Raw genomic sequence first — 14771 nt, 5'->3', positions numbered from 1 at the left:
TAAAAAAGTTGAAAATCAATAGTTGGATTTTCAACTCTTTCTTTATCATTGCTTAGATATTGAAAATAAATCACTTACAACAGTTCTTGTAACTAATGTAATTGAAAATCTATTCTCTGATTACTCTGCAATCAAGGTTTCCAATCCAACCTTCATCATATCAGTGAAGGTATTTTGGCGTTCTTCTGCAGTGGTATCTTCATCTGGATTGACCAAGCTATCAGAAATGGTCATGATAGCAAGTGCATCAACATGATGTTGGGCAGCAAGATAGTAAAGGGCTGCTGCTTCCATTTCCACAGCCTTAACTCCCCATTTACCAAGCTCGATGTTCTTTTCAAAGTAGTTTGAGTAAAAGACATCTGATGACAAGACATTCCCAACGTGGGTGGTCATACCGAGATCTTTGGCGATATGGTAGGCCTTGTCTAGCAAATCAAAGCTAGCGATTTGTGGGAAATCATACTGTGGCCAGTCGTTACGGATGATGTTTGAGTTGGTTGCAGCTGCTTGTGCCAAAACCAATTCACGAACGTGAACATCCTCATTTAACGAACCCGCAGTTCCCACACGGATCAATTTTTTCACACCGTAGTCTACAATCAACTCACGCGCATAAATCGAAATGGACGGCATCCCCATCCCAGTTCCCATGACAGATACACGGTGACCCTTGTAAGTACCAGTGTAACCAAACATGTTACGCACTTCGTTAAAACAAACAGCATCTTCAAGGAAATTCTCTGCAATAAACTTAGCACGAAGAGGATCCCCCGGAAGAAGAATTTTATCAGCAATTTCACCCTGCTTAGCAGCAATATGGATAGACATAATTTATGATACAAAGAGCGACAAGAAAACGACTGAAAATTAGGAATCTGACGAGAAATCCTGATTTCTCAATCAGATTATCTATTTTCCGAGTTTTCCGCTCGTGTTCAAATCTGAACACCTCACTCTACCTTTCTTTTTGTATATTTAGGACAGCGACAGAGAACAAAGTAAAAATAGGAAACTGACGAAGCATCGCAGATGCTAGACAGTTTATCTTTTTCACGCAGTTCTCCGCCCGTATTCAGTTCAACAAATACGGTTTACCCATCCTTTCTTTCTTGATTTTAAATTTAAATATCTCGCAGAATAGTTAGCCCGAGTTTGACTATAACTCAGATACTCTGCCTTTCTGTAGTTCCTAGTTTACCAATGAATCTAAAAATGCATACAGTTTTGCATTCATTTCAGAATAATCGTTTCCACGTAATTCTTCTGGTGTTTGAACGAAAGTGAACTTTTCACTTTGCTCTCTTAATTGCTCCCTACCATCCGCAGTAATTAAGAGTTCTACTGCTTCGGGATCAAATTCCAAATGGGCCTGAAAGGCATAATGCTTCGGACTAAAGCGAATAATTTGGCGTGGGCAGCCTTGACTCGCCGCAAGAACAACAGCATCCTCTGTCAGCCCTGGCATATCACCGTGCCAGTGGCCGGTTTCTAAGGTTTCTCCGAACAAGCTGACATGAGGATCTGTTAGACCTTGCATCGTCAATGTCACAGGATAAACGCCGATCTCGCGCTCTGGACTATGTTCATACTTCGCACCATAGGCAACAGACAGGAGCTGCGCACCAAGACAGACACCAACAATATAGATATCTGCAGCAATCGCTTCTTTCATAAAAGCAATCTCGGCCTTAGGATCATAGTATGGGAAGTTTTCTCTATCCTCATCAGGTGATTGAGGGCCACCCATAACAATCAGAAAATCAATTCCGTCAATTGTTTCAGGAAGATGTTCTTTTTCGTAAACCTTTGTTGATGTAATGTGATGCCCTCGTTCCAGAGCCCATTTTAGATAAGCACCTGGAACCTCAAATGTTTCATGCAGTACAAAATGTACCTTCATTGTTTCTTCTCCCATCTCTTTCGAATCACGTAAGACATTCCTGCCGCTAGTACAAGCGGTATTGTCAAGCTCCAATCCTGGCCTGTAAATCCAAGGCTCAGTGCAATAGCCGTCAGAGGAGCTTGTAAGGTCGTCCCTAAAAAGACTGTTGCTCCTAGTAGCATTCCTAAAGCTGGATCCAGATGAATGCCAACTACTGTCAAAAGCAAAGTCACCAAATAGCCAGATCCAATCCCCAAGGCAAATGATGGCGTCAAGGTTCCCCCATAGGCACCATTACGCAAGAGGAGATAAACTAGAAGCCCCTTCACTGCAAGAGTCAATGGAAGATAGGGAATTGGCTGGCTAGACAACAATGCTTGAGCTAGTACCTGGCCATTCCCCATAAAGATAGGGAAAAAGACTGCCCAGCTCCCCAGCACGAGAAAGGCTAGAGGAAGAGCCCAAAGGATCGTCTCATCCTTGCGCCGTTTGCGATTAGCTTGCTTGGCTAAGGATCGAAAAACCAGTGCTAGAGGAGTGACTAATAACGCAATCAGAATAGCTTGTAAGAAACCGCTGACCGACCATGAGACCGCAGATAGGGGATAAATAGCATCCTGACCAACAATGGGCTGAGCCACCCAGGTTGCCAGATAAGTACTAGCCAAAACCAGCAAAAAGTTCTGCCAACTATAGGCAAGTCCTAAGGTCTCAAAGACAAACAAGCTACTAGCAAAGGGAACCTGATAGACCGCAGCTAGACCAGCTCCTGCTCCACAGGCAACCAACACCTTTCGTTCTTTGAGAGTTAGAGAGAATCCCTTCGACAAGCAACCAGCTAGAAGAGCCCCGACCTCACGTGGTGCTCCCTCTTTTCCGACCGATGCGCCTGCTCCGACAATCGCAACCTGCATACCTGCATGAAAGAGGTGGGCTAAGAGCGCTGGCTCCCTGTCTCCAGCTAATATAATTTGCTGACGAATAGACAAAATCTTATGGCGCCTTTGTAGGACATACCAGAAGCCAGCTGCCAAGACCCCTGTCACACACAGAACGAGGAATCTACGGAGACCCCCAGCTTCTTGAAATTGCTGGAGCAAATCCGAACTAGTTTGGCCAAAGGCCAGCCATCGCACACTTTCTAGTACATAATGGCAAGCAATTCCGACCAGACCCGTCCCTATTCCCAATGATAGAGTGGCTAGAAGTAGCCTCAGTCCGTAGGGCAGGCTTTGGAGTCGTGCTTTCATATGATTAGAGTTCAGCAAGAATTGCTTTAAGCAAGCCTTTAAAGTCTCCTTTGACACGTTCAGTCACTTCTACAACCTCTTCATGATTGAGTTCTTCTTGGAAGCCTGCAGCATGGTTAGTAATACATGAAATACCGAGAACTTTCAAGCCTGAGTGGGCTGCCACAATAACTTCAGGAACAGTAGACATACCGACTGCATCTGCTCCCAATGTCTTATAGGCACGAATCTCTGCTGGTGTTTCATAAGTTGGACCAGTTACACCGATATAGACACCTTCATCAAGCTTGATACCAAGTTTCTTAGCCACTTCATGGGCAGTAGCACGGTATTCTGGAGTGTAGGCTTTAGACATATCAGGGAAACGTGGACCAAAGTCATCCAAGTTTTCACCCATCAATGGATTTTGCCCCGTCATATTGATATGGTCTGAGATAGCCATCAAGGTACCAGGACCAAATCCAATACCTCCAGCTGCATTAGTTACAATGACACCTTCACATCCGAGAACTTTCATCACACGTACTGGGAAAGTCACGACTTCAAGAGGATTTCCTTCATAGAAATGAAAACGACCTTGAAGAGCCAAGACCTTGCGCCCTGCGAGTTCACCATATACCAATTTACCAGCGTGACCAACTACTGTAGAGCGGCCCCAGTTTGGAATCTCAGCATAGTCTACTACAACTGGATTTTCGATCTCTTCTGCCAATTCTCCAAGACCTGATCCAAGGATTAGACCAAACTCGGGAGCTTGGATTCCCTTGCCTTTCAAGAAAGCAGCTGTTTCCTTGATCTTATCTAAAAATGTCATTGTGTGTCTCCTTTATTATTTTTTAGCATTTGACCGATTTTGTCAAAGGTTTTGGCATTGCGAATAGTGATGTTGCTATAAAAAGGCATCTTGAGCAAGTACTTATGATAGGCAGTTGCATAGTAGGATTCCTCAGAGAATTTCCCCCAGAAAATCCCAAGTCTTCCAAAATGAACCACTTCATCTTTCAGTTCTAAACTATCAACTGTCGCTATGACTTGATCCACATCCAAGCCCTCCGTGTAAAAGAGGACATCCTTTCGTGCCAAATCTTTGGTCCACCAATCTGGCAGATTCTTCAGCTCTTCTTCATAATCTTCCTGACTCAGCAAAGAAAAGCTCTGAATAAATGGATAATGGACTGCAAAGAAAGCCTCTAACTTTTCAACCAATTGGTCTTTGGGAACTCTCGAAGTAAAGAAAATATTGCCACTGTTGATGTAGGTTTCAACCTTTTCCAGTCCCAACTCTGTCAGTTCTTGACGAAGTTGCGCCATGACAACCTTATTTTTCCCTCCGACATTAATGCCCCGAACAAGTAAAGCATAGCGCGTCATCTTATACCAATTTATCTAAGAAACTTTCCCCAATCATGGCAGTTTCAACACCAAAGTTATCGGCAACAGTCGCTGAGATATCTGCAAAATGTCCAACTGGAATGACACCATTTCCTTTAAAGGAAGGACTGTAAGTCAAAAGTGGAATATATTCGCGAGTGTGGTCTGTTCCTGCATAGGTTGGGTCATTTCCATGGTCCGCTGTAATCAAGAGAAGGTCATTCTCTCTCATGGCAGCGATAATTTCAGGCAAGCGTTCATCAAACTCATGCAAGCAATCACGGTAACCATGAGCATTGCGGCGGTGGCCGTAAAGGGCATCAAAGTCAACCAAGTTTGTGAAGGAGAATCCTTTTTCAAACTCAGCAAGTCCCATGGTCTTCAATAATGTATCAATTCCGTGGCTGTTTGACTTGTTGTGCCCCATGTCATGATTGATACCCGCGCCGTTAAAGATATCGTTGATTTTACCAACAGCGTAAGTATCAATACCAGCCTCATTCAATTTATCCAAAACAGTTGGGGCAAATGGAGAAACGGCCAAGTCACGACGATTTGCCGTACGAGTGAAGTTACCTGGCTCACCCACATAAGGACGGGCAATGATACGGCCTAGAAGGGCAGGACGTTCAAGTGTAATTGAACGAGCGTATTCACAAATACGGTACAATTCATCCAAAGGAATGATGTCTTCGTGGGCAGCAATCTGTAAAACAGGGTCAGCTGAAGTATAGATAATCAACTCCCCAGTTTCCATCTGACGAGGTCCAAAGTCATCGATAACAGCTGTACCTGAGTAAGGTTTGTTGGCTTCACGAATGACCTTGCGTCCTGAGAATTCTTCGATTTTTGCCAAGATTTCTTCTGGGAATCCGTTCCAGAAAGTATCGAAAGGCTCGGTAATATTGAGTCCCATGATTTCCCAGTGTCCAGTCATGGTATCCTTACCAAGTGATACTTCTTCCAATTTCGTTGCATAACCTGTTGGATTGCTTTCAGCTGGTACGGTCTTCAGCGGTGTTTCGCGAGGAATATTTCCTAGGCCGATTTTAGCCATGTTTGGCACATTCAAACCAACTGTTTTTGAAATGTGTCCCAGTGTGTCAGAAGCTCCGTCTGGAACCCCTGCATTGACAAAGTTATTGGCATCTGGTGCCGCACCGATTCCTACAGAATCCAGTACTACCAAGTGAATACGATTAAATTTTGACATAGTGTGCCTCCTTTTATTTCCCTTTTGTTGAAGTTAAAATCTGAACGCCATTTCGTCCCGCTACGATGACCTTATCCACCATTTGGTTGAACAAGCCATGCTCTACGACACCAACGACATGATCCAATTCTTGCCCGAAGGCAATTGGATTTTCAATGACATCCAAGGCTAGGTCAATGATAAAATTCTGCATATCGGTTACAAAACGCTGACCGTCTTTTTCACGGAAACTTGGTTTGTAGCCAGCTCGCTCAAAACGACGAAAAACCTGTTCTGCGCCATACTGAACCACTTCCACAGGCAATTTAAAAGCACCTAGTTTATCAACCAGTTTGCTTTCATCTACCACCCAAATGTATTCTTTTGAGGGCGTTGCGACAACCTTCTCCATCAGAAGGGCACCACCACCGCCTTTGATTCCGTTAAACTGGCTATCTACTTCATCCGCCCCGTCAACCGTCACATCGACAAAATCCACTTGATCAATCGACTTGAGCGGGATGTTTAGTCCTTCAGCCTGTTTACTGGTCACACTGGAAGTTGTCACAGCAGTAATCTGCAAACCTTCTTCCTTCATCCGACGACCAATTTCTTCGACAAAATAATAGGCAGTAGAGCCAGTTCCCAGACCGACTACCATACCATCCTTGACAAACTCAGCAGCCTTGATACCTGCCATCTTTTTCAGATTCTCCACTTAAATACCTCCAATAGAAAGCTACATCTATTATAACATGTATCCGTTTTTATTTCATGAATACACTTGAAAAACCCGAACATTTTTATTTCGGGTTTTGGTGTTCTATTTAACCATATCAGGATCGTAATCATAGAATCCTGTATCGAGGAAACGGTTTTTAGGGTGTAACTTGCGCACTTCCTCATCTAACAAGAAGGCTTGGTCATGGCTGAAATTCCCCTCTTGGATCAAGCCACGCGCTTGAATAAAGAGTTTAGCAATTTCTACAAAATTCTGACCTGGGGTGTAAAGTCCCTCAAGTTTCCAGTGAGTAAAACCATGCTCCACCAATTCTGTCAATTTGGTCATCAAATCAAGGTCGTTATTTGCAAAGATGTGGGTACCATGATTATCTTCAAAGATAGAGTAATGGCTCTCAGGGTCACTCGGTTCTGCCAAGAAGAGGTCACGTTTACGTGTCTTTTCATCATCGATGTGCGTGAAGTTATAGTAGTTTTGCAAGAGTGGACGCTTAGAATGATGAATGACACTAGCTCCATAAACCAACACTTCAGCAGGAATTTCCAAAATCTCAGGCATCTTGAAGAGTTCAGCAGATGGAATTTCACGCGCCAAAACCGCCTCAGAGGCCCCTGCCTTTTGACCCCAGAAGTTAATCTGACGACTGCTTGTCACCATGGTTGAAGCATCATAAATGGTCTTAAAGGAATAGCCATCACGGTTGACCACATAAAAGACACCTGCATCTCCTACTGTAATATAGTCTGTCTTGATTTCTTCCAAGAAGTCTAGGAAAGGCTTGATACGGTCCATCATATCTTGGTGCATGAGGGCATTAACCGCAACAATCAATTCTTTACCTGCTTCATGAACCAACTTAGCGATGGTGCGTAAGTCTTCATAACTAAAAGTCGTTGGCAGACGAAGGCCAAAATCTTTCTCACCAACATAGATACGGTCTACGCCAGCTTCGAGTAACTGTTCAACTTGTTCAATACTTTCAGCAGTTGCTGTAATGATAATCTTTTCCATAAGAAAAATTATACCACATTTCTCAAAAATCAGCTATGGTTACTGAGAGTTTCACAAAAAGTTAAACTTGTTTCTATCTTTCCCAATCAAAAAAGTGAACAGTAACTTGTACCATTCACTCTATTTTATGCATGTGTTTCTTCAACTAGGTGGCCATCGTTCATGACATAAATACGATCAACCTTATCAAGAAGGCGAGTATCATGCGTAATCATAACAACTCCTCTACCTTGTTCATGGGCAATGGCAGCCAGCATCTCCGTTACTTGGTAGGCACGCTCAGTGTCAAGACTGGCTGTCGGCTCATCTGCAAGCACAATGCTTGGATTGTTATAGAGCGCTCTAGCAATCGCGGCACGCTGACGTTCGCCACCCGATAGAGCTTTGGGATAATGATTTTGAACTTTTTCCAAATCCAACAAGTCAAACAGCTCTTTTCGGTCACTTTTACTATTTTTTCCCTTATCCAGTCTGTCAATCAAATCCAGTTGTTCCTTGACCGTTAGAAATGAAATTAAGTTTGAAGCCTGAAGAATGAAACCAAACTCTCTAAAACGGAGATCTGTTTTTTCCTTCTCCGTTAAACTGCCTGTTTCCTTCCCTTTGACTAGAATCTTTCCACTCGAAGCTTCCTGAAGTTGTCCTAGAGTCGTTAGAAAGGTCGTCTTTCCAGAACCTGAAGGCCCAACAATAGCTACGAACTCTCCCGCATTTAGCTGAAAATTCGTCTCATGCAGGGCTACGACTTTCATCTTTCCTTCCCCGTAGGTTTTTGTCACTTGATTCATTTCTATCAATGTTGTCATACTATTCTCCTTATCATTCTGCAATCGCAGTAACCGGGGCCACCTTTAACAAGCGTGGAAGTGAAATGACACCACCTAGAAGGGCCATCAAGCAAATTACCAAACTTAGGACAGAGTAGGCTATCCAACTTGGATAGAAAAAGAAGGTAGCTGGTAAGACTAAAATCACTCCTCCGATTGCCAGTAAGGCTAAAGCAATCCCCATACCAGCTAGGAGGAAGATTTGACAGAACAGAGACCATATAATGGTTTTGATCTGTATCCCCTGAGCCCGCATTATTCCATAAAGACCTAGTTTTTGGATGGTAATGATATAAACAAAAATCCCCACAATCAAGCCTGTGATAACAATCATAGCAAGAATCATTCCTGAAAATACATTCACCTGAGGTGTGTAGCCAGGAATTTTCGATATCATTTTTGGAATGGAAATCTGTTTCAGTCCGTCGCCAGTCACTTCTATGTCATTTTTCAATACCAAGGCAGAGATGGAACGATTGGCTTTCAAGGTTCCTTGTAAGGTCCAATAAGTTGTCAGACTCGTAAAGACAACAGGCTCGGTGAAAAATTTATTTCCTTGAGTCAGGCCTACAATCTTGTAACTTGACTCGCTTCCATTGAGCTGAATGGCATCACCTAGTTTTATCCCATAGTTCTCAAAAGACTGATCCACGACAACCTCATCATCTCCTTCAGGATAACGTCCCTCCGTCAAACTAGGTGAGATAAAAGCGTTCCAGTCTTGAGCAAAAATGGAAACATTGACCTTTTCACTACCATCGACTAGATTGGTTACAGCGAACATATAGCCCAATGGAGCAGCCTCTTCAGAACTCTTATCCTTGTAGTCCTTTTCAGGAATAAAGGATGCTGTCAAATTATCATTTGCGTAGTCGGATAAAACGACACCCGTTGCTTGCCAATTATCAATAGCTGCTCGGTTGTTTCTCACAAGACCAAGAGCTAGACTAGTCATAAAAAAGACCATAAAAGCGATAAGAAAAATGGTCGTTAAGATCAAACTATATCGAAGTTTGTTTCGTACTATTTCTTTGATAGCAAGGTACATGCTTATCTCCTTTTACTTTCCCAAGAGGTAGCAAGAAGGCCACCCAGTCCAATAGACAGAATCTCTGTCTTATCATCCATTCAAAACAACTCCTACCAACACTCTTCAAAAGTATCCAGGTAGCAACTTAACAAATCATCTTAGGAAAAGCCTCAGCTTGCTATCAATTTATATAAGTTATCCTTTCCTTTCTCAGTATATTTATAATAGAGAAGGTCAGGTCATCTGTTTTAAGTGTAACATCCATGCTATCACTTTCCCTAGTGGGTGTCAAGAAGAGCGACTTAGAAGATGATAAGAGACTTTAGTAGTTTTGTAACAATTCTGTAATAATTCTCTACATAAAAAATGATAAAATAGTTATGTACTGTTAAGGAGAGAATCATGCCCGCAAGAAAATTAGAAGCTTATGAGTTTGAACAAACTCCCGAATCGAATCAAACTCCGCTTTATCAAGACTATACACTGGAAGCACCTGTTAGCACCAATTTAAAAGAGATTTTATTTTTTGTAAATATTGCTTGTTTTTGTATTTTTATGGTGTTTTTTAGTTTTATCTTTTTAGCCTTAAAATTGAACACAGCTTTATCATTTGTTGCTGCTATGGGGGCAAGCTTGACACTCCTCCAACTCCAACGAAAGATTATTAAACGAAAAATTTTAAAATAAAGGTTGATACCACTACCAACCTCTTTTCTAGTTAACAAAAAAGACAGTTTTAAAACTGTCTTTTTATTTATTCTTACGTTTGGGAGGAGATTGGATAGCAATCTTAACTTCAAAAATTGTTCCTCTGGGTTTGTTATCTTTTACGCTAATCGTTCCTCGTAAGGCATCTACGATTTGCTTGGCCAAAGAAAGTCCCAAACCAAAGCCACCTTTCTGTCGGGTTCTTGCCTTGTCTACACGGTAAAAACGGTCAAAGATTTTCTTCTTATCGGCAGCTGAGATTCCAATCCCATTATCTGTTACTGTTAGATAGAGATGGCGATCTGTAGCATGGACCACAAACTCAATTTTTCCATCTTCTTCAGTATACTTGATAGCATTATCAAACAAGATAGTCATGAGTTGTTTTAGGAGCAACTGATCGGTCATGAATGGGCGGTAAATTCGATTTTCATAGCCAAAAACACGATCATTTTCAGAAGCAATCAACTCATAGTTAGCAAAGGTCGTCTTAAAGAACTGTGGTGATACTTCTGCTATTTCTGGTTTGATTCCATCATCACGACGTGCAAGGTTGAGAAGATTGGTCGTGAGGAGGCGCATGTTGCGAACTTCTTCAAGGCTCGAAGCGATACTTTCGCTGGATTCCATGATGGTTGCCTCTGGTTTTCGAAAGAGATTCTCTAAACGATTTTGTAAAACGGCCAAAGGTGTTCTCAGTTCGTGGCTCGCATTTTCAACAAAGGACTTCTGCTTTTGCATGCTTTCCAGTAAGGGTTTGACACTGACACGTGCTAGGTAAACACTGGCAATTAAAGACAGGAGCCAGAAACTAGCCATAACTACAACAATTAAATGCTCGTGGTTTTGGCTGATTTGCTCAAGCTGGCTAGTATTGATTAAAACCGCCGCATATTTGACATTGCTTGATACGGAGGAAGAGTTGGTTTCCATCAAGACCATTCGATAGGTTTCTTCCTGACCATAGCTGTTGACGACTTGGATTTGGCGAATATGATTCAACTCTTTCTTGTCCAGCTTGATTTTGTCCAAGCCTAAAAAGCGATTGCCCAGTAAGAGTTGGTTAAAATCCTTATCAAAAAGCAAAACTTCTGTATTGGAGCTAACATTGGGCTTGATTTCAGCCTTGCTGGCATCCGCTGTTGCTGGTTGAATATCCTTGACTTCCTCAGTTTCCCGATTAAGGGCTAACTGGATAACCGCTTGGGGACTACTACTAAGAGCTTGGAGTTTTTCATCTACAGAAGTGTAGAGACTCGAGTGCATGACCTGAAGGATAATCAAGGTCATAGCAGAGAAAATCAAGGTGAACACTCCAAAGTTTCGAATGAAATAGCTAAAATCATCCGCGTACCATGTTTTTTTTAATTTATTGAACATCTTTTAAAATATACCCGACACTACGCAAAGTTTGAAGATTCTCAGCAAAGGCTGTTCCCTTCAGTTTCTTACGAACTTTTGAAACATAGACTTCTACAACGGAAATCGTCGTATCGCTATCAAATCCCCATAGGCGGTCAAAAATTTGTGTCTTGGGAAGAATGACATTTTGATTTTGAAGGAAGTAAACCAATAACTCAAACTCTTTTCCTAGTAGTTCCACAGGAGTATCTTCCACCTTCACTTCATTCGTTGAAAGGTTGACGACAATATCCCCATAGGTCAAGGTATTTTCGTTAAACTTGCCTGAACGTTTGAGAAGGGCTTGAATCCGCATCTTGAGCTCTTCTAGGTAGAAAGGTTTGGTGAGGTAGTCATCCGCTCCCAACTCAAAACCATGTCCCTTGTCATCCAAACTTTCCTTAGCGGTCATGATAAGGACTGGTGTCGTAATTCCTTTTTCACGCAATTCTTTCAAAACTTGGAAGCCATTTTTTTCAGGCAACATCAGGTCAAGCAGAATCAAGTCATAAACGCCACTTTCTGCTTCGTAGAGACCTTCCTCTCCATCAAAAACCTGCATGACATCTGCAAAATCATCTAAAAAGTCAAATACTGAGTTTGACAGGCCTAGGTCATCCTCTACTAATAAGATTTTTATCATCAGAAACTCCTCCTTATTATGATTATTATACCAAAATTGCCTTAAAAAAAACTCAACTCTCTCTTGTTTTCAGATAGAAAGTTGAGTTTTTTATTTACATTTCGAATGAATTAAGCTTTAGCATATTGGGCTACAACAGTTTCTACTGCTGCTTTCTCACGCTTAATCAAGTCAACACGCGCTGCGATATCCTTGATACCCATACGAATGTTACGGCTAAGAGCAAGGTCAGAGAGCTGTGGCTCAAAGAATTCCTTGTACTCCGCCAAGCGTTGCTCTGTCTTAAATACATGGGCAGGTAGGATAACAAAGCTATCAAAGCTCATATCTCCACCAAGAGCTGCCTTGATCCAAGCCCAGTTTTCACGCGCCCATACCCAAACAGTTTCTTGAGTTGTTTGATGATCTAGGAACTGGTAATACCAAGCAGACAGGTCTTGTGGTTTCACCACAAATTTATCCTTCCATGAACGAATCAAGGTTTGGATATTGTCAGCATCTGTACTGTAGGCAAGAGCCGCAGCCAACTGACGTTTGAAGACCGCATCCGTCGTATGAGTGTAGAGGTCCAGATAAGTTGCAACCAAGTCTTTGGTCTCATGGTGTTTCATCTCATTGATGAGAACTTGAGCACGGATTGCTGCTGGAAGTCCTGCAAGATTATCCTTGTGAGCTGCAAAGATTTGGCTAGCGACTTGACTAGCTTCTGCATCATTGGAGCGAATCATCATGGAAATGGTCAACTGACGAACCAATTCGTCTTCATCTGATTCTCCATCTTTGGCTTCAAAACCAAGACGGTCATAGTTGTGACGAGCCAATTTAGCAACGAGTGTGTTAAAGGCTTTCTCAGTTTCTGTTCCTTCATCGATAAAGCGCTCAAGGGCAGCAATCACTTGAGATACAGCTGAAACTACCAAGTAAGACTCTTCCTTAGCTAGTTTATCAAGGACTGGGAGCAAGTCTGCATAAGAAATATGACCTGCCTCAGCCAACAAACGACGTTCTTGAACGATTTGCAGTTTGCTTGTGTTATCAAGTGTCTCTAGATCAGCAAGAACGGCATCTAACAAGTCCCCTTGATAGTCGGTAATGTAGTGGGCTGTATTTTCAGTGTTGAAACGAAGGGCTCCTTTATTTTCAGCAAGAAGAGCTGCGTAGCCAGGGATTTCAATACTTTCAGTTTCGAGTGTATCTGGCAAACCTTTCCAGTTGCTGTTGAGTGGCACAACCCAGAGACGGTTCTTGTCTTCGTGCTCACCGATGAAGAATTGTTTTTGTGAAATCTTCAAGACATCATTTTCAACTTTGACAGTGAGAACTGGATAACCAGGTTGTTCCAACCAAGAATCCATGAAGGCTGCTACATCACGACCTGACGCTTGACCAAGGGCATTCCATAGGTCACGACCGATGGTATTTCCATATTGGTGCTTTTCAAAGTAAGCATGCAAACCTTTAGCAAAATCAGCATCACCGAGCCAACGACGAAGCATGTGCATGAGACGGCTTCCTTTGGCATAAACGATAGCTCCATCAAAGAGCGTATTGATTTCATCTGGGTGTTTGACTTCAACGTGAACAGACTGAACGCCATCCGTCGCATCGCGTTTAAGCGCAGCTGGAACACCACCTGTTTGGAAGTCTTCAAAGATATTCCAGCTTGGTTCGATGGCATCCACACAGACGTATTCCATCATGTTAGCAAAACTTTCATTGAGCCAGAGGTCATCCCACCATTTCATAGTCACGAGGTTACCAAACCATTGATGAGCAAGCTCGTGAGCGATAACAAGGGCTACTTGTTGACGGCTAGCAAAGGTTGAGTTCTCATCCACAACCAAGTAAACTTCACGGTAGGTCACAAGACCCCAGTTTTCCATAGCACCAGCTGAGAAGTCAGGAAGGGCGATATGAAGAGATTGAGGGATTGGATACTTAACTCCATAGTAATCTTCGTAAAACTCGATTGAGCGAACGGCGATGTCCAAAGAGAAATCAAGGTTAGATAATGGGTGAGCTTTGGTTGAGTAGACACCTACAAGGGTACCGTTTTTAGTTTTAGCGGTCACCCCTTGCAAATCACCTGCTACAAAGGCTAACAAGTAGGAAGACATGCGAGGTGTTGTTTCAAACTTCCAGATACCTGTTTCCTTACGGTTTTCAACATCAATCTCAGGCATGTTTGACAAGGCCAACTCACCTTCTACTTGGTCAAAGCGAAGAGCGAGATCAAAGGTTGCTTTGGCTTCTGGCTCATCCACACATGGGAAGGCTTCACGCGCAAAGTGGCTTTCAAACTGCGTAGACAAGACTTCCTTCTTGACTCCATCAACAGTATAGTAAGAAGGGTAAATACCTGTCATGTTATCTGTAATCTTTCCTGAAAAAGCGATGAGCATTTCAACTTGACCTGCCTCATCCAGTTCGATATGAAGGGCTTCATTTTCATGATCAACTGTAAATGGACGAGCTTGACCCGCAACTTCTACAGAAGCGATTTCCAAGTCTTTTTGGTGAAGGGAAATACGGTCAGTCTTGGCTTGACCAGTGATGGTCACCTTCCCAGAAAAGGTCTTGGTCTCACGACTCAAGTCTAAAAATAAATCATAATGTTCAGGAACAAATTGCGTAATAAAATGTTCAACTGCTTGCATAGTTTTCTCCTATTCTAAGTTTAAGAGTTTTTCTCTTATTCAAACAAACTTATT

Annotated in this window: 14 protein-coding genes; 1 reads left to right on the top strand and 13 read right to left on the bottom strand. The window is 42.4% G+C overall.

What is annotated here, in order from left to right; genetic code table 11:
• Window positions 1-120: 120 nt before the first annotated feature.
• The 10 genes from deoD to MK396_RS04535 all read right to left on the bottom strand — a co-directional run bounded on the left by deoD (window position 121) and on the right by MK396_RS04535 (window position 9326).
• Window positions 121-831 (bottom strand): purine-nucleoside phosphorylase, encoded by a 711-nt coding sequence (deoD, locus tag MK396_RS04580; RefSeq protein WP_025173256.1) that lies wholly within the window; start codon window positions 829-831, stop codon window positions 121-123.
• 361 nt (window positions 832-1192) lie between these two features.
• A complete protein-coding gene (locus MK396_RS04575; protein WP_268723809.1) occupies window positions 1193-1903 on the bottom strand; it encodes a type 1 glutamine amidotransferase in 711 nt (236 codons plus the stop codon).
• On the bottom strand, window positions 1900-3135 hold the full coding sequence (locus tag MK396_RS04570; protein WP_268723808.1) for a chloride channel protein: 1236 nt from the start codon (window positions 3133-3135) through the stop codon (window positions 1900-1902). Before MK396_RS04570 ends, MK396_RS04575 begins: the two co-directional genes overlap by 4 nt.
• Before the next feature lie 4 nt (window positions 3136-3139).
• Window positions 3140-3949, bottom strand: a complete 810-nt coding sequence (locus MK396_RS04565; protein ID WP_268723807.1) for a purine-nucleoside phosphorylase — start codon at window positions 3947-3949, stop codon at window positions 3140-3142.
• Window positions 3946-4506 (bottom strand): DUF1697 domain-containing protein, encoded by a 561-nt coding sequence (locus MK396_RS04560; protein WP_268723806.1) that lies wholly within the window; start codon window positions 4504-4506, stop codon window positions 3946-3948. The genes MK396_RS04565 and MK396_RS04560 overlap by 4 nt, the downstream gene beginning before the upstream one ends.
• A 1-nt stretch (window position 4507) precedes the next feature.
• Complete coding sequence (locus tag MK396_RS04555; protein WP_268723805.1) at window positions 4508-5719, bottom strand: phosphopentomutase; 1212 nt, start codon at window positions 5717-5719, stop codon at window positions 4508-4510.
• A 13-nt stretch (window positions 5720-5732) separates the two neighbouring features.
• The gene (gene rpiA / locus MK396_RS04550) at window positions 5733-6416 is read right to left on the bottom strand and encodes a ribose-5-phosphate isomerase RpiA (protein ID WP_268723804.1); all 684 of its coding nucleotides are present in this window, start codon (window positions 6414-6416) and stop codon (window positions 5733-5735) included.
• 105 nt (window positions 6417-6521) lie between these two features.
• On the bottom strand, window positions 6522-7451 hold the full coding sequence (locus MK396_RS04545) for a peptidase U32 family protein (RefSeq protein ID WP_084851842.1): 930 nt from the start codon (window positions 7449-7451) through the stop codon (window positions 6522-6524).
• A gap of 125 nt (window positions 7452-7576) precedes the next feature.
• A complete protein-coding gene (locus tag MK396_RS04540; RefSeq protein ID WP_042902372.1) occupies window positions 7577-8257 on the bottom strand; it encodes an ABC transporter ATP-binding protein in 681 nt (226 codons plus the stop codon).
• Between the two features lie 13 nt (window positions 8258-8270).
• Window positions 8271-9326, bottom strand: a complete 1056-nt coding sequence (locus MK396_RS04535; RefSeq protein WP_254733702.1) for an ABC transporter permease — start codon at window positions 9324-9326, stop codon at window positions 8271-8273.
• 384 nt (window positions 9327-9710) lie between these two features.
• On the opposite strand from MK396_RS04535, the gene MK396_RS04530 reads away from it, so the two are divergent.
• Window positions 9711-9995, top strand: coding sequence for a DUF3270 domain-containing protein (locus tag MK396_RS04530; RefSeq protein ID WP_268723803.1), 285 nt, complete (start codon window positions 9711-9713; stop codon window positions 9993-9995).
• 63 nt (window positions 9996-10058) lie between these two features.
• Here the strand turns inward: MK396_RS04530 and MK396_RS04525 are convergent, their stop codons facing one another.
• The 3 genes from MK396_RS04525 to MK396_RS04515 form a co-directional block, all read right to left on the bottom strand.
• Window positions 10059-11396 carry a sensor histidine kinase gene (locus MK396_RS04525; protein WP_268723802.1) on the bottom strand — a complete coding sequence of 446 codons (1338 nt, stop codon included), beginning with the start codon at window positions 11394-11396 and terminating at the stop codon, window positions 10059-10061.
• Window positions 11386-12060 carry a two-component system response regulator CiaR gene (ciaR, locus tag MK396_RS04520; RefSeq protein ID WP_000590630.1) on the bottom strand — a complete coding sequence of 225 codons (675 nt, stop codon included), beginning with the start codon at window positions 12058-12060 and terminating at the stop codon, window positions 11386-11388. The genes MK396_RS04525 and ciaR overlap by 11 nt, the downstream gene beginning before the upstream one ends.
• Before the next feature lie 110 nt (window positions 12061-12170).
• Window positions 12171-14717: a M1 family metallopeptidase gene (locus MK396_RS04515; RefSeq protein ID WP_268723801.1), complete on the bottom strand. Its 2547-nt coding sequence runs from the start codon at window positions 14715-14717 to the stop codon at window positions 12171-12173.
• Window positions 14718-14771: the final 54 nt, after the last annotated feature.

Source organism: Streptococcus oralis (genome assembly GCF_026782235.1).
Taxonomy (GTDB): Bacteria; Bacillota; Bacilli; order Lactobacillales; family Streptococcaceae; genus Streptococcus; species Streptococcus oralis_CC.
The sequence above is the reverse complement of the archived record's forward strand: the minus strand, read 5'-3'. Positions and strand labels throughout refer to the sequence as shown.